The following is a 20332-nucleotide window of genomic DNA, read 5'->3' as shown; positions in this document are numbered from 1 at the left end:
AGCCACAGGTTTCCTTTACCCCCGTGACCATGCCGCGGATATTACGCTCCTTCAGCTCATCCGCAATTGACGGTGTACCGGAATCAGTGTATGAATCCGAATAGGTGTACTCGGTCCGGACGCTTTCCGACCCGTTGGACACTACCGTGGCGGAAATCAGCCCCGTATTCGGGACATATTCATATCTCTCCGTCACACTCGTTTCACCATTCTCATGGTAGGTGGTGGTTTTCCGAGAGACGAGGCGTTCGGTCTGTAGTTGGATGAAATAGTCATGGCCTTCATACCATCCTTCCTCTCCTCTGGAAACAATCGTACCGGACCACGGCTCTTTACGAAGTTCCGAGTTACGCTCATATTGCCAAGGCATGAATCCGACCATCTTGGACTCATACGGTCCGAAGTCCGGATAATATTCTGACGGATAAAGGAACATCATGAGCCTGCGTACCGTAAAGCATTCCAAGGGAGTAAGCTCCGAATTCTCCGATAACTCGTAGATGCTTTCCGTTTTCTCTATCGAGCTATAACCGGAAGCGGTAGAACGGTATTTTGTCACGCATTTCTGTACGGGACCATTTGAAAAAATCTCATTAGTCCATATCGGATATACATGGCTCCATGACCTTGATACAACATTCTTCATACATACCTTTTCGAACTCATACTCAGTTTTCCCCTCTGAATCAATTTCCATTACTTTCTCATACCATATAGGAGTAGCACCTGCTTGTCCTGTAAGATAATCTGAATATGGATTTATGGAAAGAAAACGATCATGTACACCAATATATTTATTCCCCCCAACATATCTGTAACACCAATAGGGCGTATCCGTTATGAATGTATGCAGCAAGGGCGCGGCACAGATTTGGGCGAGACCATTGCCGTCTATTCCATATATATATTCCTTGGTTCTGAAATCCTCAGATCCTGAATTTTCTTTCATTCTTATAGTCCTGACACGAAGCCCTCCACCTTCTGAAAGATTTATGCCATTTTCTATGTGGTCTTTGGCCCATTGTGGCACCTCCTGTTCCGGGAACCGGTGTACCTCATACTCCCACTCGACGCTTCCTCCTGTAGGATAAATGGCTTTAGTCAGCATGTAAGCCCTCATCTTCTCTTCATCAATTCTCCTATCCGCACCACTTATAATTTGTCCGTTATTGATGTTTTCCGTCATTTTGACTTCGGGAGAGGGCCTGAGGTTATTATCTCGTCCATTATAAAATCCCCACCAATCAATCATATCACCTCGTGAAAATGTATTCCGGTCATATTCAAAAGAGTATATCTCTGAATTCTGAATCGTAACACCTGACAACAACTTAGGATCTACAGAATGATCCATTGCTGCCGTAAACACATTTTTATCATCACATGACACTGTCACAGACTCAAGCATCCTCACACTGCCACCATAGTTGCAATCAAGCTTTCCTCCAGGAAATGTAATGCTCAACAGATCCTTTGTATTATAATATGTATGTGGTTCTTTACTTTCAATCTTCCCGATATTATTGATATATGTAAAAGGATGGTTATAAGTATTATAATAAAGCGAAGTTGGCGCCTGAATTTTAAATTTCCAAGCTCCATGATTTACCAACTGCCATTCGAAATTAATCATACTTCCTGACTGAAGAGTTATTGACGTCAGCAGCCACTCTGTACGCATATTCAGATAATCTATGTACTCACCGTCAATAGAAAAATCATAGATTACTCCATTTGGATCCGTTACCTTTATATAGGACAACTCTTTACCGCTTTCTATTATATATTCATCGCAATCAACACCATGGAACGCTCCATCCTTATATATCAAGGTCAAAGTCTTATCAATCAGATATATCGTATAGATGTCATGCTCGGAATCGTAATAACCCGGATAGCCCTTTGACCCTGCACCATATATCGCTACACAGCCGTAACCGTTCATGTAGCTTTCCTCAACGAAATCGGACCCCTTATCCCCGACAAACGTAAAATACTCATCCGGACGTCCCATTATCTGCCTTGACACGCGCAGAGGGGGCGTGAGCACCCAGCCGTAGCCTATCGGCTGCGGGTCATCCTCCGGTTTTATGCCGTTGGACCGGTACTGCAAGGTTATCGGAATCTTGAACCCCTCAACTTCAATTGTATATATCGGAACCGAGAACTCACACGCCCCCGTAACCAATGCCGGAGTCGGCATCATCACCTGACGGATGGCCTTTGCCTGCGGCGATTCCGGCCAGACATTCTGTTCCGGCCAGGGTACATCAAGCGCCACCGTCCGCAGGCAGACAAGCAGAAGGATGAAGATATGTGACAGTCGGTTCATACCGGGAGGGAGATTTATGGGAATTTAAGGTAAATGTGATGCAGTGTCAGATGCTGACCGTTATCTTACGGTTGGAAGGAGTCCCCGCCGATACAGTCAGTATGTACTGGCCCGGGGGAAGCGCGGGAAGCGGAATCTCCCACAGTTCGCTATTCAAGGTAGCGCCGAGCGGTTCGTGATGGAACCGGCTTCCGGCTATGTCGGAGATATGCAGTGTAAGGTTCACATCAGCAGGGAAATCCCCCTCAATCCTCACCATACTCCCCGAAAGCGAGATTCTCGCATTGTCAAGGGCATCCTGCACAGCCTCGCGTAAAGACTCTTCATTCATTGCAATTTCCGAAGCGGGAACGATGAAAGCCGAGGTCACCGACGACACCTTACGACCGTTGTGGAGCACGTTTTCCGTAATCTGCAATGCCACTGGCAAAGTGTCGCCCGCCACGAACCAGCGCGTCCTGACCGTCTCGCGCGTCCTCTTCAACCCGTCCGGCAGCGAATCAGAGACCAGCCATTCGGTGAAGCTCCGGCGCTCAGTGACAGCGTCCGCACTGACAGCATTACCTTCGGCAAGGACAAGGCGTCCCCTAATAGGGTACAGCGACTCATAGCTCCCATCCTGACCGAGCGCGAAAGTCCGGCAGTAGACACCCCTCGTCCCGCCATCCTCGCGTCCCAACAGCAACGGATTGCCGAAAGCCGAGGTCGGGATGGGCGTTTCAGGCACAGCCTTGTAGAATCGCGTCTCCTCCCCCATGTAGAATGCAGAATCATTCCTGAGTCCGTACCACTGTCGGCAACCCGAATAGATCTCAGCCACAAGGGTGTCGCCGTAGCTGCGGTACATCGGACATCTGTCAGCCCGCTCCGACTGCGAGAAATCCCAGACCGTCCCCTCTGCATCCACCTTCTGAGACTCCATGGAAAGTCTCCGGTCGTCAGCAATCCCAAAAAACGAAACAGCCATGACAACCGACACAGTCACTGATATTTGCACCCAAGGTTTCATCGTTCGCAATATACGAAATAAAAACCGCGTATGCAAATTTATGTCAACAAATTTGCATACGCGTTAAATTTAAATTCTTGCGTTGGGAGCGTCCGGCTCAATATCCGGAGGAGGTGACTCTATATACAGGGCGGTGACTCTATATTTCGGGGCGACGACCCAATGTCCGAAAAGGCAACCCTATATCTTGAAAAAGGCGACCTGACGTCAGGTCTGCGCGTCAGAACGTGCAGGTGAGGGTGAAGCCGGGGGCACCGCCGACGAGGGTCGGCATGAGGGAGGAGCTGAACGAGGGGCGCCGGTTGATGACCGACGGATTGTCCTTGCCGAGATGGGCCTTGCGTTCGTAGCTTCCCCTGAAGAGGTTGACAACCTCATTGACCGGGTCGACAAGGAAGACAACGATGTTGCCCATCAGGCGCGATCCCCAAAGCGTGTAGTCATGCTCCACGATGTGGCGCTTGCATTTGTAGAAAAGCTCGCCGATGATACTGCCGATGACCGGAGTGATGACAATGTCCTGATACGACGGACGTTCCATGCAGGCCTCGACACCGAACTCCCACCCGACCGTGGAAATGAGCGCCGAATAGAGCATCGATCCCCAGAAGCTGAACCCACACGAGCGGGCAGCCATGAAATAAGCCGCTCCTGCGTAGGGGTGAAGGATATAGTTGAAGATGGCATTGTCATGGTCAATCTCAGGATTCTCGACAAAGATATTGTCATACCAACGTGTGTAGAAAGGAGTGTCCTGAAACTCGGCACGGTTCCAGGAAGTGGCATCCTCAGGCAGACATTGCAACACGAAGAGCGTCCCGAGGAAGGCTCCTGAGAGCACCGCCGTGTTGATCCACATCCTGTGCCAGTCGGGATGCGAGCCTCTGTGGCGCGAATATGGTTCAAGATAGATGCTCCAATGTTTCTGCGGGATGTCGACCGCAGGGACAGGGATGTTATCATCATACTCCAGGTCCTCAATTGTGGCCACCGGAGGGAAGACAGCCGCGTTGCGGAGCGGACTCGTCTGCGGGTCGGGCGTGAGGCGGAAATCCTCTATGCTCTCGACCTCTATGTCAAGATGTCTGACGGCCAGCGTGTCACTGTCGACAATCTGACCGACGACGGGTTCGACAGCCGTGAGGCTGATGCAGCAGGCAAGAAGCGCTGCCGTGCGCCGTGTGTGTGTTTCTCTCGTTCCCATAATATAAATAGTTTTATATTACGATTTTATTTGTTTCTTCGGCCGTGGGAGTGAATAGCGTGCTTGTTGAGAAGTATTTTTGTGTGTTGATGCCACACGGCCTTTATCGTGAGTTATGTTATTCGGATCTTACTTAAATAACACCCGGCGAGGCTCCCCGGCAAACATATCAATAGCTAAAAAAACTTAACGGAACTGCTCATCAACTTTTCGTCCCGTATAGGTGTTAATACACCGAGAATCACTTTCAACCGACACTATTAACCGTCCAAAAAACAACTATTATTATGAGCGAGAGAAAAACCAAATCCGGAACTACACTGTGGCTTGCCATAGGCGTGGTTGTCCTTATAATTCTGCTTATGTTATGGCTCACTATCGCCGACCTACTCGGCGATACCGACGTCGCAGCCTTCATCCCCCCGATGCTATAACGGCACACTAAAAATCCCCCGACCCTGAGAGAAATTCAGTGGAAAGGGCACATAAAGACGTAAGGTCAGAAGAAACATAAGATTTTTTCAGCTACTCGATTGGCCGATAAACTTATGTCGCTTCTGACCTTACGTCTTTATGTACCCTTCCATCCAATGAAAAAATTAAAGAGCCTCACAGACTTGCTCGCCTCACGGTGATTGGGGTCTGGGGCTCTTTTGTGTCCGGGCGATGGAGTTGGGGGACGCCCGGACGGGCGGGTATTCAATATCTTTACGCCTTCTTCACTACGCGGCGCTCTTTGATACGGGCCTTCTTGCCTGTGAGCTTGCGGATGTAGTAAAGTTTTGCGCGACGTACCTTACCATACTTGTTGATGGTGATTGAGTCGATGAAGGGTGACTCGATCGGGAAGATACGCTCTACACCGATGTTGTCGGAAATCTTGCGTACAGTGAAACGACGCTTGCTGCCGTCGCCTGAGATGCGGATAACCACACCACGATACTGCTGAATACGCTCTTTGTTACCTTCCTTGATGCGGTAAGCCACTGTGATAGTGTCACCGGGCTGGAAGTCGGGATGCTGCTTGCCTGTTGCAAAAGCCTCCTCGGCAACTTTAATTAAATCCATTTTTCTATTCGAATATTAAAAATGTTAACACTAATCGCAATATTCGCAGGCTGCATGTCCTGCCAGAGATTACGAAATCGGCTGCAAAGGTAAGGGAAAATCAGGTGAATTGCAAGAGTTTGACTGAAAAAATTTCCGTCATTCACCTCATTTTCAAACCTCCCCACCACATCTGGGAAGATCAATCCACAAACCAACCATCCCAAATTGACACATCCCATCTGAACGACGGCATCCAAGGAGTGTAGCCCCTAAAATCATGCGTGATGTCCGGCAGGACATCGATTTACTCGTAACCCGGATCTAAAATCATGCGTGATGTCCGGCAGGACATCGATTTACTCGTAACCCCGTACATCGAAGCGTAGCGAAGATGTTCGGGGCTCTGACACCCACACGCAACAGCGTGTCCGGCAGGACACGGATTTACCGATCTGCATAGCCAATGTCTTTACGTAAATCGATGTCCTGCCGGACATCTTGTGGATGGGTATTCCTGAACCCCGGACATCTGCGCTACGCTTCGATGTCCGGGGTTACGAGTAAATCAGTGTCCTGTCGGACACTAATTCTGTCGGACACTAATCATCCCTATAACCAATCCTCCATCATGATACATCTGACGACGGTCAATCCCATGGAATACTCACAATCTTCACATTGTCCAGAATCGAATCCATCAATGCCCGCTTCTCCTCCGGGATATTCTCGTATGAGATATCGATACTGTATATGAAATAGCTGTCCTGACGGAAAAAGAGACTGTCGCGCGTAAATGCCCGCGACCTTGCCACATTACCAAGCCTACAGTTGTAAAGATTCATTTCGTTATCTTCGAATTCGGGATTTACACACAAAAATCCATAATGAAAAGTTAACCATCCATTTCCTTTTATACCTACTTTGTGAAATTTATGGAAACCCTCTGTATATCTATCGATAGGCCTACTTGGAATTATGTCCGATGAAGTAGGTATTGATAGTATGGCCATGATGTGCTCATCACATATTATAGTGTCGTGAAATATGGCTTCCCTTTTCTTACGCCACACTGCCTTTATCCGCTCCCTTATCCCATCATCCTGTTCCTGAATTGGAGCCGACATCTCAGCATCGCATACAGGCACTCCCAACTGCGCCATAACAGTCGACGAGAATATGCCAACGACACATAGTATAATAAGTAACAGTCTCATAATCTGCCGAATTTAATATTCTTCAAAACATATTTTTTCACTTGACATGGACATCTCTTTAGTCCGTTTGATGACATCATAATCCCATGGTATCCTCTCTCCATCATGATACATCTGACGATGGTCAATTCCATAACCATTTCCAAGATATTTGAATGATTTAGGATCTGCACCATCGACAATATACCGCCTCACATACATACCTCCCCACCCCGTACCATCTTCATATTCGCCATCCTCACAAATGGATTCTATTGGATAGAATATATAGTTTTCATCTTTAGAATAATCGCTTCCAACACATACCATAAAAGTATTAACATCAATTTCTTGCATAGGATGATAGCTTCTGTCATCATCCGGTTTTCCTATAAAATAGCCACTATAAATCCAATTACCACGACGATGATAACAGCCACACTCTTCTCCATCGGAAAGACTTATCCACACACCCGCATCACTGACCTCATCATATCCTTTAGGGCCACAGCCACATAGGGAAAGAAGAATCAGCATACATGAAACAATATATCCGAATTTTATTCTTTTGCGCATATTTGGAATTATTTAATACGACGAAGATTCACAAATACAAAACTGCCATCATCCTCCGAAACCTTTCCGGATACTCTTTGCTGAAAATATCTCTATCGCAAGAAACAAACCCTGTTATGAATTTTTCATGGCATCGTCGTTTGAAGCGATTGGAGAATGACGCATCGCAAGTTACTGATTTTATTTGGGATATGCAATATCTGTTGATTCAATCTGTCAAGGAGATATGGACTATCTAAATACAATTGATATTATCGGTCCTCACTCTTGGCAGAAGCTTATATTCGCCAGACATTTCTGAAATGTTGCCATATCACAAACATTATTGTCCACAATAATATCTTTACCATATAAATACCCCAGAAAGTAATTGTTGAATACGGGTACTCCGTCAACGAGAACAGGAGAACCTCATTGATTGCCAATATTCCAAGACAAAATATTCCAATGCTGATTTTCGCCATCCGCTCCAACACTCCGGAGAGATTGCCTATAAATAGGAAAATACTTGTAGTCAGCCATGCAAGCAACAATGCCGGCGAAGTCATTAACCATAATCCGACTCCCTCTTGAAACACATCTTCCACCGCACACCCATAAGCAAGCAATGGATAGACACACAGCCAAAACCCCGTATGCAAGCCAATCAACAACGCGGCACTCTTTACAATGCTGCGAAAAAATGTGGCAACAATCGTTACAAATCTTATTTCCCTCATATCTGATGATTTCTTTTTGAATGTATATACGAGGCAAAACTTTCGTAAGAACCGATTAACCTTTTTTACGTTTAAATTGCCTTTTGAACTCCTCACCGTTTTCAAACCGGTAATATATCAGACCATACTTCTTCGAGATGACAAACGTAGACATTTTATTCTTAACTTCCTGAACCCAAAAATCTGAATATTCTGAATTGGTTGAATCCGCAATAATGCAATCATGATACAGCACTGAGTCCATCATAAAATCCCTTGTTTGCAATGGCCTATACATATCCCCCTCATAGTCAGAATACAACCTGTTCAAATCGAACCTAGCCCAAAGCCCATCCTTATTTATCAACCGCTTAACCGCTAAACCGCCGGTAAAGACAGTGTCATTTTGACGAATTTCAAAATCATATCCGGCATTCGCCTCATAATCACCGGCACCGGCTTCTGTAAATTTAAACCTATTTGTAGAATTATAAATATTAACTCCATCATACGACAACTTTGCCGTATTTCCCAAATTCGACAAAAATGTTGGTGCCGGATAGTGACTGTAGCACTGAATCCAGCCCAGATCCTCCTGAGAAAGATGTGTCATCCTGAAATAGACACAATTAGACAAACAAAGACAGACGAGGATAAATATCATAATCACATGTCTCATAAACCAACTTTTTCAGAGAATAATTACATATTAGAGTTAAGCATTAACGCTCCTGCAAGATAGGAGCCTCATATTTCCGAAGTTCACTCAATACATACTTTTCAAAAACATATTCTATCTCGGTTTTCTCCTTTTTAGGTATATCTTTCATACGCCTGTAACCTCGAAATGCTTTTTTATCGTAGGTCACACCAAGTAGCATGTAATTAGTTGGCCCCCTTTCGCGCATGTCGACAACTGTCTGAAGAACAATTACTGTATCCCTTATGGGTACACAAAAATGATATACATACCAATATTCCAGATAAGCGTCATCTTGAGACACAATGCTGTCGTTTATTGACCGAATCACATTATATTCAGGATGCTCTTCCTTGATGGCTGTTATGCCTTCAACCAGTTGTTTGGACGACATGTCAAGGGCATATATTTCCCTTCCGCAGAAACTCCCGGCATACTCATAATCACAGCCGGCAATAACCACAAAAATGCCAAATATTAATGCAATAATTAACTTCTTCATAGACACTCTTTGCTGAAAATATCTCTATCGCAAGAAACAAACCCTGTTATGAATTTTTCATGGCATAGCCGTTTGAGGCGATTGGAGAATGGCGCATCGCAAGTTACTGATTTTATTTGGGATATGCAATTTATTCCCGGATTATTATCGCACAATCTGCCTGCAATCGCCACCATAAATCAAAAATTAACGGCCTATTTTTTGCCATCACGATAAAAACCTTTAATTTTGTGGGAAACCTACCCACGATTACTGTTTTTTCAATGGGCACATTTCTTAAAATCAAATCTTTGGGGCTGACAGCCCTCATGCTTCTGGCAGTTTCATGCTCGGGCCGACACTCTGTCGATGTAGAGCCGACGGACCCGGCCATTCTCTATATGGGCCGCATACTCGTCACCGACTCAACAGCCCCGACCTTCACCTATCCCGGCACAACCGCCATGCTCAACTTCGAGGGCAACGGCATAGCCATGGCAGCCTCGCCCGGCAGCGGACAGTTCATGGTCGAGGTCGACTCGATGGCTCCGTTCAAAATCAACTTCACCCCCTCCGATTCACTCATCACCCTCGCCGATTCACTCGCCGATGGCCCCCACTCGCTGCGCGTGACCTACGCCATCGAGGGCTACGAGAAGCACCCCGAATTCCGCGGATTCACCATCACCGGCGACAATGCCAAGCTCCTCCCCGCTCCCCAACGCCCCGGCTTGAAGATTGAATTCATCGGCAATTCCATCACCTGCGGCTACGGCACGGAAGCCGATAGCGGCGACATCCATTTCAGCTACGATACCGAGAACCATACCCTCAGCTATGCTTATCTCACCGCCCGCGCGCTTGATGCCGACTTCAACATCGTGGCCCGCTCGGGCATAGGCATGTATCGCAGCTACGGCGGTCCGCGCGAAGGCACCCCCGCCGAACGTATGCCGGTCGAATATGACCGCACCCTCATCTACAACCCCTCCCACTACTGGAACCACCGATCATTCCGCCCCGACATCATCTGCATCAACCTCGGCACCAACGACACCTCGCTGGACAACTACGACATCGAACTTTTCGAGACGGCATATAAGAAATTCCTCGCCCATCTCCACATCCTCCAGCCACAGGCCAAGATTGTATTGCTGACAGGCCCGATGCTCCACGGACAGGCCCTCGACGACGTGAAAGCCTCGCTCGACCGTCTTGCCGAAGGCAACGACAATGTCTATCGCTTCGACCTTTCCGAACAGACCGGAGAGCTGGGCTATGGCGCGGACTATCACCCCTCAGCCGCCCAGGCAGCCAAAAACGCCGGAGAGCTGACCACCTACCTCCGCACCCTCATCCCCTGACACATCATCTCCTCCATTTCTTTCCCAATCTACCACACATCCCGGAAGAATACTGTATCAAATCCTCACAGAGGATACAAAAGTACAAAAGAGCATAAGCGACAAAAGATATAAATAGAGAATCTGAAGATAACTTTCAATCTTACAGAAAACTATATATCTTTTGTCGCTTATGCCCTTTTGTGGTTCTGTATCAAAAAACGGAAATTCCGAATTATGATACAGCTCTCATATCAATTTAAAATCTTATTTCCCGGGCATTACAACCATTTCCATCATTCTTGAATCGACAGACAATACCACCTTATCAGAGGTAAGGCTTATGACTTTATATTCCATGTCATCATCCATCATATTCAGAACCAAAGTTTTTGTACTTGACTCATACCGGAAAGAACCACCCATAGCACTGCCCTGCACACTTGAACTCCAGATGCCTTTGGAATCAAAATAGTATGTCCAGGGATAAGCGGGACGATTGTCAAGCGTCGCTATGCCAACCATTGTCCAAGTCTTGTCATAAAGCAAGGATATGTCACCGACTGTAAAAGGTTCCTTTGTGATTCTGGTCAGCAGGAAAGGAGCCTTGACGGCCTCGCTGTTATCCCAAAGCATGATTATATCGTCTGTCACCTTCCTTACGCTCACACTGCCACCCTCGGATGTATCAAGAATACCCTTCTCTGCATCGTAACTGTATGTTCCGGGTTCAAAGTGTTCGCCGTCAGCCATAAACCACTTCATATACCCTTCTGAGTTGAACCCATACATCGCACGGCCTGCGACGCCCCAATCACCGATAAGTGTGGATAGAGGACATGGAGCATAATCAGTATCGGGAACGCTCGGATCCACCGCTCCTTCCTTCACAAGTGTCATCCTTTCGCCCTCCGAATCAATTATGACAAGCAAACCGTCGCTCAGTTCCACAATCTGCCAACGCTCTTTTTCACCCATACAATTAATCACCACGCTATGCTCGGATGCATTATAGGTGTAGGAGAATTTCAACGTCATTCTCCCTGAGCGGGATGATAAGCCGGACACAGTTCTCGCACTCATATCCTCATCATCAAAGTCACCCGAGATATAGCCGGTACCGTCAGCATTGAATGTGTACTGCATACCATAGAGGTTCCATGTGCCGATAAGCTCCTGAGGCACATCAAACTTCTTGTCATCATCATCGTCACTACTACAGGACGACACGGCCAAAGTCATGAACAAAGCAATAAATATTGCTACAAACTGATTCAGTTTACTGGTTTTCATCATTCTATTAAATTATTAATTATCTAAGATTTAGCGTCATAAGCCAACATAAACGAACAAGAACATAATTGTTTGCAAATATAGGTAAACTGCTCAAATTACCCCCCCCCGATTTGTTAATATTAGTTAACACAACCGTTAAATCCGTAAGATTCAAGCATCCGGAATTATAATCAGTCCGACAGCCGTTGCCCTATCCACCCTTCTTGAATTGATATGAACCAAAAATTAACCGTCTATTTTTTGCGGTCACAATAAAAACTTTTAATTTTGTGGAGAAGCTAACTATCACAGTTTCCATGGGCATCCGTGTCATATATTTCCATCACGACCAAACCCATTATCAACTCTCTCCACTTAAACGACACTCAATACTGAACACAAGTGGATAATAAAGATTTCTCAAACCTCCTTGCCGAGCGCATACTCATCCTTGACGGTGCCACCGGCACCATGATACAGTCCTACGGTCTCACCGAGGCAGACTTCCGCGGGAGTCGCTTCAGTGACAGCCTCTGCGACCTGCGCGGAAACAATGACCTGCTCGTACTCACCCGCCCCGACATAATCCGGGAGATAGCCGAAAGATATATCGACGCGGGAGCCGACATAATCTCTACCGACACCTTCAACGCCAACGCCATCTCAATGGCCGACTACGGGATGGAGGGCCTCGTCGGAGAAATCAACCGCGAGGCCGCCAGACTGCTGCGGGAACTCGCCGACAGCCGCTCGGCAGAACTCGGCCGCCCCATACTGGTAGCCGGTTCGGTAGGGCCGACCAACAAGACCGCCTCGATGAGCCCCGATGTCAACGATCCCGCCTTCCGTGCCGTGACATTCGATGACCTTTTCAATGCCTACCGCGAACAGACAGTCGCACTTATCGAGGGGGGCGTTGACCTCCTGCTCTTCGAAACCGTCTTCGACACCCTCAACCTCAAAGCCGGACTCGACGCTGCCCGTCAGGCCATGGACGATTGCGGGAAAAGATGTCCTGTAATGGTGTCGGTGACCATCTCCGGTCCTGACGGCCGCACCTTCTCAGGCCAGACACTCAAAGCATTCCTCGCCTCCATCGGCCATGCCGACATTGCCACCGTCGGCATCAACTGCTCGTTCGGAGCCGCTGACATGCTCCCCCATGTCGCCGAACTCGTCCGCATCTCCCCCATGCCGGTCAGTTGCCATCCCAATGCCGGACTCCCCAACGCAATGGGTGAATATGAGGAAACACCGGAGACAATGGCCCTCCACATCCGCGAATATCTCTCGCAAGGCTTGCTCAACATAGTCGGCGGCTGCTGCGGCACCACCCCCGCCCATATCGCAGCCATAGCTGCTGAGGCCAAATGCCATTCCCCCCGTCCCCTGCCCGAAATTCCGGCTGCCATGCACCTTTCAGGCCTCGAACCGGTCGACATCCGACCAGACTCGCTCTTCGTCAACGTCGGTGAGCGCTGCAATGTGGCCGGGTCGCGCAAGTTCCTGCGCCTCATCAAGGAGGGAAAACTCGACGAAGCCTTGACCATCGCGCGCAAGCAGGTGGAGGACGGTGCACAGATTATCGACATCAATATGGACGACGGCATGATGGATGCCCGCAAGGAGATGTGTGGCTTCCTCAACCTCATCGCCTCCGAGCCAGACATAGCGCGTGTACCGGTCATGATCGACTCATCGAAATGGGAGGTAATCGAAGCCGCGCTGAAATGCGTGCAGGGAAAGCCGATAGTCAACTCCATATCGCTCAAGGAGGGTGAGCAACCTTTCCTCGAACATGCACGGCGCATCATGCAGCTCGGAGCGGCCACTGTCGTCATGGCCTTCGACGAAACCGGTCAGGCCGACACATTCGAACGCAAGACCGAAGTCTGCGCCCGCGCCTATCGTCTGCTGACCGAAGGCCTCGATTTCAACCCCGAAGACATCATCTTCGACCCCAACATCCTCGCCATAGCAACCGGAATGAAGGAACATGACCGCTACGGACTCGACTTCATCCGCGCTGTCAGGTGGATAAAGGAGAATCTGCCGGGCGCAAAGGTGAGCGGAGGTGTCAGCAACCTCTCCTTCTCCTTCCGTGGCAACAACTATCTCCGCGAGGCCATGCACGCCGTCTTCCTCTATCATGCAATCGCCGCAGGAATGGATATGGCGATTGTCAACCCCTCCTCGGCTGTCACCTACGAGGACATCGAGCCGGAACTGCGTTCGCTGTTGGAGGACGTCGTGCTCTACCGGCGCGAGGAGGCTGCGGAGGAACTGATCGAACACGCCCAGCAGATGCTGCGCGAGAAGGAATCCGCCTCGCAGTCCGGCACAGCAACCGCTGCCAAAGAGGAGGAATGGCACAAACTCACGGTTGAGGAGCGCCTGACCCATGCGCTTGTCAAGGGTATCTATGACCATCTCGACAGCGACCTTGCCGAGGCTCTTGAAAAGTATCCGGACCCCGTCAGTATCATCGACGGCCCTCTGATGGAGGGAATGAACCGCGTCGGGCGACTCTTCGGCGAAGGGAAGATGTTTCTGCCGCAGGTCGTGAAGACCGCCCGCACGATGAAACGCGCCGTCAGCATCCTCACCCCTGCCATCGAGGCGCGGAAAGATTCACGCGAGGCCGCAAAAGCCGGAAAAGTGATATTCGCGACGGTTAAGGGTGATGTCCACGACATCGGAAAGAATATAGTCTCGATTGTCCTCGCCTGCAACAACTACGAGGTCATCGACCTCGGCGTGATGGTTCCGGCGGAGAAAATCGTCAGCACAGCCATAGCCGAGAAACCTGACCTCGTGTGTCTCTCCGGCCTCATCACCCCCTCGCTTGAGGAGATGGCCCATGTGGTCGAACTGATGGAAAAGAGCGGACTCGACATCCCGGTGATGGTCGGAGGTGCCACAACATCGCGCATCCACACAGCCGTGAAAATAGCACCCTGCTATTCCGCACCGGTCATCCATGTTCCCGACGCATCGCAAAACCCTCTCATCGCCGCCCGTCTACTCAACTCGTCTACACGCGAGGACTACATCCGTGCACTCCGCGACGAATATTCCACCCTGCGCCAACGCGAACAGCTCCGCAACACGCCCAAAATTCCTCTCGAAGAGGCGCGCAAGCGCTCAATCCGCCACTCACTGCAACAGCATAATCCCGTGGAGCCTGCGGTCAAGGGGCGCACTGTGATGGATATTCCCTTGTCGGAAGTGCTGCCATTCATCAACTGGCGCTTCTTCTGCAACGCATGGAAGATGCCGGGCGACTTCTCATCGGTCACCACACTCCATGACTGCCCCTCCTGCCGCCGCGCATGGATAGAGAAGCATTGCCACGGCGACGTGCAGAAGGGTGAGGAGGTGTTGAAGCTCTATGACGATGCTTCAGCTCTCCTGCGCGAACTCCAACGCGATGGGACGGTCTGCAAAGCTGTCGTCACCCTGACCGAAGCATATCCCGAAGGTGACGACATCATCATATCGACCGCAGAAGCGAAAGAGGGTGAAAGCTCCACGGTGCGTATCCCGACCCTGCGGTCGCAGACTCCCGAAAAGGATGCTCCGACACGCTCACTTGCCGACTACATCCTTCTGGAGAATGACCACATCGGCGCTTTTGCCGTCACAGTCGACCTCTCGAAACAGCGCGAACGCTTCGATGCGGAGGGTGACAGCTATCGCTCCCTACTCGTCCAGAGCATCGGTCACCGCATCGCCGAAGCAGCCTCAGAGTATCTGCACTCGAAAGTGCGCCGTGAGCTTTGGGGCTATGCAAAGGATGAATCCCTGACCATCCACGAACTGTTCCAAGGCCGTTACAGCGGCATACGCCCGGCTGTCGGCTATCCCTCCCTGCCCGACCAGAAACTCACCCACGAACTCGCCCCCCTCCTCCGCTTCGAAGAAATCGGCGTGAGCCTTACCGAAAATGGAGCTATGGAACCCTCGGCAACTGTATGTGGCCTCTACATAGCCCATCCGGAAGCCTCCTATTTCCTCATCGGCCCGGTCGGCGAGGACCAGATGGCCGACTATGCCCTGCGCCGGAAGTTACCGATAGAGGAAATCCGCAAACTCCTCGCGCATAATTGAGGCCTATATGCTACATAGATAATTCATAGGGAAATACAGATACATTAGAAAATAGCCACCCTCACTTGGCATACGCGCTACAGCGCGTCCCTACAAAGCATCCAGCATGGCTATTATCTATACTCTATACTTTACCCTCTATACTGAAAAAATCTCTATACTGAAAATTCTATACTCTATACTTTAACCTCTATACTCTCAATTACCATGCTAATCAAGACCTACGGTGCAGCAGTGCAAGGCATTGACGCTCTCATCATCACCATCGAGACCGTATCGGAAAACGGTGTGCAGTTCTCGCTTGTCGGGATGGCAGATACAGCCGTCAAGGAGAGCTATCAGAGAGTGGTTTCCGCGATAAGCCAGTCGGGCTACAAATGGCCCCGTCGGCGCACGGTCGTCAACCTCTCCCCAGCCGATGTGCGCAAGGAGGGAGCCGCCTACGACTTGCCCATCGCCATAGGTATATTGGCCGCATGTGAGCAGATAAGTCCGTCGATTCCGCTCGACTCCTTCATGATAATGGGCGAACTCTCGCTCGACGGCTCCATCCTGCCGATAAAGGGTGTATTGCCTATGGCCATAAAGGCACGGGAAATGGGATTCAAGGGGATGATAGTGCCTGTGGCCAACGCAACGGAGGCCGCAGTGGTCAACAATCTGGAGGTCTACGGCATGTCGACACTCCGCGAGGTGATTGAATTTGCGACAGGAAAGAGCGTACCGACACCGGTCGTGGTCAACACACGGGAGGAATTCGCCCGCGCATCGGCCATTTTCGACTGCGATTTCTCGGAGGTGAAGGGTCAGGAATTGGTCAAGAGGGCCTTCGAGGTGGCATGTGCAGGAGGCCATAACATTCTTATGGTCGGCCCTCCCGGAGCGGGCAAGTCCATGATGGCCAAGCGTCTGCCGACCATACTTCCGCCACTTACCCTCGCCGAGGCACTTGAAACAACAAAGATTCACTCCGTGGCAGGAAAATTGCGCAGCGGTTCACGGTTGATGACCTCACGGCCTTATCGTGCGCCACACCACACCATATCGCCCGTGGCACTCGTGGGAGGTGGTGCAAATCCTGCGCCCGGCGAGATTTCACTTGCCCACAACGGTGTGCTTTTCCTTGATGAATTTCCGGAATTTTCGCGCCAGGTGCTCGAAGTGATGCGTCAACCGCTCGAAGACCGCCACATCACCATTGCCCGCGCGAAATATACCATCGACTATCCCGCCGGATTCATGCTCGTGGCCTCGATGAATCCCTGTCCCTGCGGTTACTACAACCACCCGACCAAGGAGTGCATCTGTTCACCCGGAGCGGTGCAGAAGTATCTCAACAAAATCAGCGGCCCGCTTCTCGACCGCATAGACCTGCAGGTGGAAATCTATCCAGTGGCGTTCGACGAACTGTCGTCGAAACGCGAGGGGGAGAAGAGCGCGGTGATGAAACGCCGTGTAGTCGTGGCGCGTGAGATACAGGCCTTGCGCTTCGCCGGAGAGCGAGGCATCCACTCCAATGCGCAGATGAATTCGCGCCTTCTCCGCACCCATGCAGCCATTGACCGTGAGGGCCTCGAAACCTTGCGTGAGGCCATGACGCGGCTCGACATGAGTGCCCGCGCCTACGACCGCATCCTCAAAGTGGCCCGCACCATCGCAGACCTTGAACAGGCAAGCTCCCTCATCGCCACAGCCGACCAAACCGGCACCACCTTGTCGGCCGACGCTCTCCGTGCTGCCGTCAACACCCCCATCCTCCCACATCATCTCCACGAAGCCCTCTCCTACCGCAACCTCGACCGTGGCAACTGGGGCAAGACCGTGGACAAAGCACCGTTTTGAATGTGGGATAAATGGCTAAATGGGCCGGAGGATTTGAAAAACAACCTGCGCGGATGGGGTTATGTGTTGTTATGAATGTCCGCGCGGCTGTGTCAAAATGCCCGGCGCTAATGGGTTGAAATTGCCCGGTGCGGATGGGTTGAAATGCCCTGCGCCGATGGGTTGAAAATGCCCGGCGCCAATGGGTTGAAAATGCACGGCGCCGATGGGTGGGAAATGCCCGGTGCCGATGGGTTGAAAATGCCCTGCGCAAAATATATTGAAAATGCCCGGTGCCGATGGGTTGAAATGCCCGGCATTGATGGGTTGAAAATGCACGGCGCCGATGGATTGAAAATGCACGGCGCGGATGGGTTGAAAATGCCCGGCGCCGATGGGTTGAAATGCACGGCATTGATGGGTTGAAATGCACGGCGGGGATGGGTTGTAGGGACGCTTTTCAAAGCGTCCGCAAATAAATATTGGTATTCATTGTCGCGGATGGTTTTTGCATTGGATGGTTTTCTTTTTCGGGATGTATTCATTTTGCGGACGCTTTGAAAAGCGTCCCTACCGGGCGGTAAATGGATATTTGTTGGTTGGGAATTCGGTGATTGGGCTTTTGGAAATTGGGTTATTTGTTAAAATTAGTGAATTTATATTTTAAAAATCGTATGTTATAAAACATATTTATAAAACATTTTGTACCTTTGCGGTGTTTCTTAAGAGAAAGAGATAATTTTTTAGGTTCTATTCAATTTTTTATATTTTAGGTTCTATTTAATTCTTTATCATTATGAACAACATCATCAAAAAAGCTGCCAACGCATTCCGCACCGCAAGCTATTGCATCGCAAGAGCCGAACTCTATCTTAATGAGGTAAAGAATGCTCAGGAGAAGTAAGTTTCTTTTCCAAATCCCCAACGCTGCGTTCCTTTTAGACAAAGGGGCGTTTTTTGTTTTTATAGGGGTGGTGTGGGATGTTTTCAGGGAGGATGATTGATGTTGCGGACGCTTTGAAAAGCGTCCCTACCGTAGTTGTATTTATTAGGGATGCGGTCGGGAGGGGCCGTTAATTCACTCCAAATTTGTTGACTTATCGGAATTATCGTACTTTTGTGTTGGATGAATGTCATGCTCTCCCCAAATAATGTCCATTCCCAAATAATGTCTATCATAAACAATCATGCAAATGCACCAACAAATGCCAATTGATACCGACCGACGGATACCTGCCGGGCAGGGGTGGCTTGCGCTTTCGCCGGTCATCGTGTTCCTGCTGCTCTATGTGGCCGTTTCAATCATACTCGACGATTTCTACAAGATGCCGATAGCCGTGGCGCTTGTAGCGGCTTCGATGTGGGCGGTGGCTATCTATCGCGGACGGCCTCTGATGGAACGCATCGAGACCTTCTCCCGCGCTGCCGGACACTTCAACATCCTCTACATGATATGGGTCTTCGTGCTTGCCGGGGCCTTTGCGAGTGTGGCAAAAGAAATAGGGGCTATTGACGCGACCGTCAATCTGACCCTCCGCTTCTTCCCTCCGGAATTCGTGATTCCAACCCTCTTCTTCGCAGCATGTTTCATATCCCTGTCGGTCGGCACATCGGTAGGCACGGTTGTGGCCCTCACGCCTCTCGCTGTTGAAATCGCACAGATAGCCGACGCCAACACTGCCTTCTATGTGGCGGTCGTGCTCGGAGGCGCCTTCTTCGGCGATAACCTTTCGTTCATATCCGACACGACAATAGCGGCCACGCGCTCACAGGGATGCAACATGGCCGACAAATTCAAAGCCAACCTCTGGATAGCGCTTCCGGCCGCGCTCATCACATTGGGGGCATATATCATCATGGGTCAGGACACCCCGCCGATTGTCCTCGCCCGGGAGAGTGACTACTTCCTCATCCTCCCCTATATAGTCGTGCTCGCCACTGCCATTGCAGGAATCAACGTGACTATAGTCCTCTCGCTCGGCATACTCACCGCCATCATCATGGGAGTCATCAACGGTGTAAGCCTCATTGACATGGCCTCATTCGCAGGCTCCGGTATCGACGGGATGGGCGACCTCATCATCATCACCCTCCTCGCCGCCGGAATGCTCGGACTCATCAAGGCTGCAGGGGGCATACAGTTCCTCCTGCAAGGACTGACCTCACGCATCTCGGGCCGACGGGGCGCACAGGCAATACTTGCACTGCTCGTGGGCATCGTGAACCTCTGCACGGCCAACAACACCGTGGCAATCATCACCGTTGGAGGAATCTCACGCGACATTGCCGAACGCTACGGAATCGATCCCCGCAAGAGCGCCTCGCTGCTCGACTCGGCCTCATGCGTGGTGCAATGCCTGATACCATACGGGGCACAGACCCTTCTGGCCACATCGCTCGCCGGCATCTCTCCGGCGGCTCCCTTCCCCTACCTCTACTATCCCTGGGCACTCGCAGCGATGATAGCACTCTCCATCATCTTCCTCTTCCCCCGCAGGCTGAACTGACAACTCAAAACTAACAACTCAAAACTCCCAACT

16 protein-coding genes are annotated in these 20332 nt (G+C 50.1%); 5 read left to right on the top strand and 11 right to left on the bottom strand.

Annotation, left to right across the window (positions count from 1 at the left end):
• From QZ310_RS05085 to QZ310_RS05075, 3 genes are all read right to left on the bottom strand, one after another.
• The coding region (locus tag QZ310_RS05085; RefSeq protein ID WP_297071060.1) for a hypothetical protein at positions 1 to 2332 on the bottom strand (2332 nt) is incomplete at its 3' end.
• 46 nt (positions 2333 to 2378) lie between these two features.
• Positions 2379 to 3254: a hypothetical protein gene (locus QZ310_RS05080; protein WP_297071057.1), complete on the bottom strand. Its 876-nt coding sequence runs from the start codon at positions 3252 to 3254 to the stop codon at positions 2379 to 2381.
• A gap of 307 nt (positions 3255 to 3561) precedes the next feature.
• Positions 3562 to 4545 (bottom strand): DUF3943 domain-containing protein, encoded by a 984-nt coding sequence (locus QZ310_RS05075; RefSeq protein ID WP_297071055.1) that lies wholly within the window; start codon positions 4543 to 4545, stop codon positions 3562 to 3564.
• A gap of 287 nt (positions 4546 to 4832) precedes the next feature.
• Here QZ310_RS05075 and QZ310_RS05070 point away from each other — a divergent pair, with 287 nt between their 5' ends.
• Positions 4833 to 4979, top strand: coding sequence for a hypothetical protein (locus QZ310_RS05070; protein ID WP_297071053.1), 147 nt, complete (start codon positions 4833 to 4835; stop codon positions 4977 to 4979).
• A gap of 274 nt (positions 4980 to 5253) precedes the next feature.
• On the opposite strand, the gene rplS is transcribed toward QZ310_RS05070, so the two are convergent.
• The 6 genes from rplS to QZ310_RS05040 all read right to left on the bottom strand — a co-directional run bounded on the left by rplS (position 5254) and on the right by QZ310_RS05040 (position 9264).
• Positions 5254 to 5613 (bottom strand): 50S ribosomal protein L19, encoded by a 360-nt coding sequence (gene rplS, locus QZ310_RS05065; protein ID WP_297071051.1) that lies wholly within the window; start codon positions 5611 to 5613, stop codon positions 5254 to 5256.
• A 629-nt stretch (positions 5614 to 6242) separates the two neighbouring features.
• The gene (locus QZ310_RS05060) at positions 6243 to 6809 is read right to left on the bottom strand and encodes a hypothetical protein (protein WP_297071049.1); all 567 of its coding nucleotides are present in this window, start codon (positions 6807 to 6809) and stop codon (positions 6243 to 6245) included.
• A gap of 12 nt (positions 6810 to 6821) precedes the next feature.
• Positions 6822 to 7364, bottom strand: a complete 543-nt coding sequence (locus QZ310_RS05055; protein ID WP_297071047.1) for a DKNYY domain-containing protein — start codon at positions 7362 to 7364, stop codon at positions 6822 to 6824.
• Positions 7365 to 7642: 278 nt separating this feature from the next.
• The gene (locus QZ310_RS05050; protein WP_297071045.1) at positions 7643 to 8083 is read right to left on the bottom strand and encodes a hypothetical protein; all 441 of its coding nucleotides are present in this window, start codon (positions 8081 to 8083) and stop codon (positions 7643 to 7645) included.
• 55 nt (positions 8084 to 8138) lie between these two features.
• Positions 8139 to 8675, bottom strand: coding sequence for a hypothetical protein (locus tag QZ310_RS05045; protein ID WP_297071042.1), 537 nt, complete (start codon positions 8673 to 8675; stop codon positions 8139 to 8141).
• A 109-nt stretch (positions 8676 to 8784) separates the two neighbouring features.
• Positions 8785 to 9264, bottom strand: coding sequence for a hypothetical protein (locus QZ310_RS05040; RefSeq protein WP_297071040.1), 480 nt, complete (start codon positions 9262 to 9264; stop codon positions 8785 to 8787).
• Between the two features lie 263 nt (positions 9265 to 9527).
• Between QZ310_RS05040 and QZ310_RS05035 the strand changes: the two genes are divergently transcribed.
• Positions 9528 to 10607 carry an SGNH/GDSL hydrolase family protein gene (locus QZ310_RS05035; protein WP_297071038.1) on the top strand — a complete coding sequence of 360 codons (1080 nt, stop codon included), beginning with the start codon at positions 9528 to 9530 and terminating at the stop codon, positions 10605 to 10607.
• A 246-nt stretch (positions 10608 to 10853) separates the two neighbouring features.
• Here QZ310_RS05035 and QZ310_RS05030 read toward each other — a convergent pair whose 3' ends face one another.
• Complete coding sequence (locus tag QZ310_RS05030; RefSeq protein ID WP_297071036.1) at positions 10854 to 11882, bottom strand: hypothetical protein; 1029 nt, start codon at positions 11880 to 11882, stop codon at positions 10854 to 10856.
• A 381-nt stretch (positions 11883 to 12263) separates the two neighbouring features.
• Here QZ310_RS05030 and metH point away from each other — a divergent pair, with 381 nt between their 5' ends.
• Together metH and QZ310_RS05020 are read left to right on the top strand one after the other, a co-directional pair.
• Positions 12264 to 15971: a methionine synthase gene (metH, locus tag QZ310_RS05025; RefSeq protein ID WP_297071034.1), complete on the top strand. Its 3708-nt coding sequence runs from the start codon at positions 12264 to 12266 to the stop codon at positions 15969 to 15971.
• 207 nt (positions 15972 to 16178) lie between these two features.
• Positions 16179 to 17813, top strand: coding sequence for a YifB family Mg chelatase-like AAA ATPase (locus tag QZ310_RS05020; protein WP_297071032.1), 1635 nt, complete (start codon positions 16179 to 16181; stop codon positions 17811 to 17813).
• 107 nt (positions 17814 to 17920) lie between these two features.
• Here the strand turns inward: QZ310_RS05020 and QZ310_RS05015 are convergent, their stop codons facing one another.
• Positions 17921 to 18337, bottom strand: coding sequence for a hypothetical protein (locus QZ310_RS05015; protein WP_297071030.1), 417 nt, complete (start codon positions 18335 to 18337; stop codon positions 17921 to 17923).
• Between the two features lie 660 nt (positions 18338 to 18997).
• On the opposite strand from QZ310_RS05015, the gene QZ310_RS05010 reads away from it, so the two are divergent.
• Positions 18998 to 20299: a Na+/H+ antiporter NhaC family protein gene (locus tag QZ310_RS05010; protein ID WP_297071028.1), complete on the top strand. Its 1302-nt coding sequence runs from the start codon at positions 18998 to 19000 to the stop codon at positions 20297 to 20299.
• The last annotated feature ends 33 nt before the right edge of the window (positions 20300 to 20332 follow it).

The sequence above is a fragment of the uncultured Duncaniella sp. genome, from assembly GCF_910577345.1.
In the GTDB taxonomy this organism is placed as follows: Bacteria; Bacteroidota; Bacteroidia; order Bacteroidales; family Muribaculaceae; genus Duncaniella.
This window is presented reverse-complemented; position numbering and strand designations above follow the sequence as displayed.

What these genes read in the sequence shown, in the direction of transcription:
- QZ310_RS05040 (WP_297071040.1), bottom strand. Translation starts at nt 9,264, where the DNA reads ATGAAGAAGTTAATTATTGCATTAATATTTGGCATTTTTGTGGTTATT.
- QZ310_RS05075 (WP_297071055.1), bottom strand. Translation starts at nt 4,545, where the DNA reads ATGGGAACGAGAGAAACACACACACGGCGCACGGCAGCGCTTCTTGCC.
- QZ310_RS05030 (WP_297071036.1), bottom strand. Translation starts at nt 11,882, where the DNA reads ATGATGAAAACCAGTAAACTGAATCAGTTTGTAGCAATATTTATTGCT.
- QZ310_RS05080 (WP_297071057.1), bottom strand. Translation starts at nt 3,254, where the DNA reads ATGGAGTCTCAGAAGGTGGATGCAGAGGGGACGGTCTGGGATTTCTCG.
- QZ310_RS05070 (WP_297071053.1), top strand. Translation starts at nt 4,833, where the DNA reads ATGAGCGAGAGAAAAACCAAATCCGGAACTACACTGTGGCTTGCCATA.
- QZ310_RS05035 (WP_297071038.1), top strand. Translation starts at nt 9,528, where the DNA reads ATGGGCACATTTCTTAAAATCAAATCTTTGGGGCTGACAGCCCTCATG.
- QZ310_RS05010 (WP_297071028.1), top strand. Translation starts at nt 18,998, where the DNA reads ATGCCAATTGATACCGACCGACGGATACCTGCCGGGCAGGGGTGGCTT.
- QZ310_RS05020 (WP_297071032.1), top strand. Translation starts at nt 16,179, where the DNA reads ATGCTAATCAAGACCTACGGTGCAGCAGTGCAAGGCATTGACGCTCTC.
- QZ310_RS05055 (WP_297071047.1), bottom strand. Translation starts at nt 7,364, where the DNA reads ATGCGCAAAAGAATAAAATTCGGATATATTGTTTCATGTATGCTGATT.
- QZ310_RS05015 (WP_297071030.1), bottom strand. Translation starts at nt 18,337, where the DNA reads ATGAATACATCCCGAAAAAGAAAACCATCCAATGCAAAAACCATCCGC.
- QZ310_RS05060 (WP_297071049.1), bottom strand. Translation starts at nt 6,809, where the DNA reads ATGAGACTGTTACTTATTATACTATGTGTCGTTGGCATATTCTCGTCG.
- QZ310_RS05050 (WP_297071045.1), bottom strand. Translation starts at nt 8,083, where the DNA reads ATGAGGGAAATAAGATTTGTAACGATTGTTGCCACATTTTTTCGCAGC.
- rplS (WP_297071051.1), bottom strand. Translation starts at nt 5,613, where the DNA reads ATGGATTTAATTAAAGTTGCCGAGGAGGCTTTTGCAACAGGCAAGCAG.
- QZ310_RS05045 (WP_297071042.1), bottom strand. Translation starts at nt 8,675, where the DNA reads ATGACACATCTTTCTCAGGAGGATCTGGGCTGGATTCAGTGCTACAGT.